The 2,504-nt window shown below is 63.7% G+C and carries 2 protein-coding genes and 1 pseudogene; all 3 read right to left on the bottom strand.

Features of this window, described 5'->3' with window-relative positions:
- A pseudogene (locus ABI213_RS09120) lies at positions 1–468 on the bottom strand (RND family transporter); the annotation flags it as partial.
- Positions 469–505: 37 nt separating this feature from the next.
- Positions 506–1,603: a YCF48-related protein gene (locus ABI213_RS09115; RefSeq protein ID WP_348026811.1), complete on the bottom strand. Its 1,098-nt coding sequence runs from the start codon at positions 1,601–1,603 to the stop codon at positions 506–508.
- Positions 1,603–2,504 (bottom strand): DUF1329 domain-containing protein (locus ABI213_RS09110; RefSeq protein WP_348026809.1); only part of this gene is annotated, 902 nt, incomplete at its 5' end. The genes ABI213_RS09115 and ABI213_RS09110, both read right to left, overlap by 1 nt.

Here is a 2,504-nt window from a genome sequence, read left to right as displayed (position 1 = left end):
AAAGGTATCGGGCACGACCGGCCCGCCATCCAAGCCGTCCTCGGTCACCGCCACCCAGCGGGTGTTGGAGGTCCATAGCGACTTCATGAAGGGGCGGTCCACACCGGGCAGCAGGAACACCTCATCGTTGATCTTCTGCAAGGCTTCCAGATAATCTTTGTCGAAGATCGTGCCCTGCTTGGCCTGCACCACCAGGCGCAGCGCATTGCCCTGGCCGGCCAGGTCGCCCTTGTGGGCCAGGTAGTTGACGATGTAGGGGTGGCTGGTGGGAATGGTCTTCTCGAAGCTGGCGTTCAGGTGCAGGTGGGTACCTAGCCAGCCCAGCACAAGGGTCAAGGCCAGGCAGATCGCCATCACCCATGGCCGGTGGTTAAAAAAGGCGCGCTCCACCACATTGCCGGAGCGGGTGTCGAAGTCTTCCAGCCGGGCGACCACGGGCTGGGTTTGAGAGGAGTTATCGGCGTGCATTATTTTTCTGCTGCGGTGGGCAGCGGGTTTTCTGATTTCAATTGACAGGCAGAGCAGGGAGCCGGTGCATGCCACGCAAACTGGCCACAACCAAACTGCCGTCTTCCGCCTGCACCACTCCGGACACAGGTACGGGTTCGCGCGCGGGCACGCGACGCAGTGCCAGGCTGTCCGCGCGTCCCACCAGCACATCACCTGCCTGGCTCATCAACACAAAGCCGCCGCCGGGCAAAGCCATTCCCGCGCCCACAGCCATGGGCACCCCGGTGTCCAGCTTGTCCCAATGCGTCCCGGCGTCAACGGAGCGGTAGGCGGTACCGCGCAGCCCATACGCCACCCACACGTCGCCTACGCTACGCAGCAAACCAAAAAAGCTGCCCTTGTAGGGCGACTCCAGGGCCGTGAAGCTGCCGCCACCATCGGTAGAGCGCAGCAGCAGGCCTTGCTCACCGGCAATCAGCACAGTGCTGCCGCTGGCCCGCACGCCGTACAAGTGCAGGCTTTTGGGGTTTGGCAGGCGCGGACTGACCGCCGCCCAAGTGGTGCCGCCGTCTGCGGTAGATAGCATCAGTCCATAGGCGCCGACCACAAAGCCATGCTGGGCATCGCTGAATTCCATGTCAAAAAATGGCTTGTCGGCCCCCTCTTCCACCAGCCGTTCAGCGTTGGCAATGGCCTTGGCATCGCCCGTGGCCTGGGCCGCTTGCAACACCAGGGCCGCAGCCTGGAATCCATCGAGCTGCTTGTGCCAGGTAGCGCCGGCATCGTCGCTGCGCAAGATGACACCCAAATGGCCAGCCGCCCAGCCCGTCTGCGCATCGACAAAACATACTGTGGTCAAAGTGACCTGTACCGGCACCTGCGCCTGCTGCCAATGGATGCCCGCATCGTCAGACAGCAGCACCGTACCGCGCTCGCCCACTGCCACCAGACGCTTGCCCGCACGGGCCACCGCCAGCGTGGCGGCACCAAGGGCCTTGGGGGTTTGCACTGCGGCATGCGTCAGCACAGCGGGTACAACGGACACAACGGCCGTATTGCTGGCCCGTGCAGGCAGGGCCAGCGCGGCGGCCCAGCCGCACAAGCCCAGCAAGGCCGCGCGCCGCGCCACCCCTTGTCGAACGGCTTGTGCCATTAGCGCGCGCCTTCGTTGGCCAAGGACTCAGAACTGAAGAAGTTGCGCGGAATCGGCGGTACGATTTCGTATTGCTTGGGCAATTCGTTGGATGCCATGTTCAGGTAGTACGAGCTGTTCTGCAGGTCATAGCCACCCCACAGCACAAAGTTGGACACCACAGGCACATCGGGCGCAGTGAGCATCAGCGCAAAGTTGGTACGCCAGAGTTGGCCCTTGGCATCCCAGCCGTCAAACAGCGCGGTTTGCCAGCTGTCTTCGTCGATGTAGTACTTGCGCTTGGGCACCACATGGCGCTTGCCCGCAGCCAGCGTGGCCTCTACCTCCCACACGCGGTGCAGCTCCCAGCGCACCTGGGCCGGGTTCAGCGTGTTGGGTGTTACCAGGTCTTCCACCTTGGCGGCGGCGGCGCGGTTGTTGTTGTAGGGGATGTACATCTCCTTCTTGCCGACCAGCTTCAGCTCGTGCTTGTCGATAGGGCCAAACAGCGTGAAGGCTTCATCGAACAGGCCGATGCCCGAGGTCACCGAGTCCGGCGTGTCATAGGCTACCGACGGTGCCTTGCGCACACGGCGCTGGCCCACCAGGTACTGCCACAGCCCGCGCGGGGCGGCTTCAGACACACCGTCCAGCGCCAGAATGGCTTCACCGGCCTTGGAGCCCGGTGCGTTGGCTACGAACTTGCCCAGCGAGTAATAGCCGTCGAACTTTTCCAGGCTGCCGTCCTTGGCGTAGAACGGCTGGCTCAGCGTCTGGGTGCCACCCGAGGCCATGGCCCGCCGGCCATCGCCGGTCACCACCCAGACACGCATGGGCAAGGTGATGTTGCCGCCGCGCCAGGCCGTACGCTCGTTCCAGATGGCTTCATAGCCGTCATGTGGAATCGGAAACGGCACGCCAC

Origin of the sequence: Rhodoferax sp., from assembly GCF_039922535.1 — a bacterium.
Classification (GTDB): Bacteria; Pseudomonadota; Gammaproteobacteria; order Burkholderiales; family Burkholderiaceae_C; genus Rhodoferax_B.
This window is presented reverse-complemented; position numbering and strand designations above follow the sequence as displayed.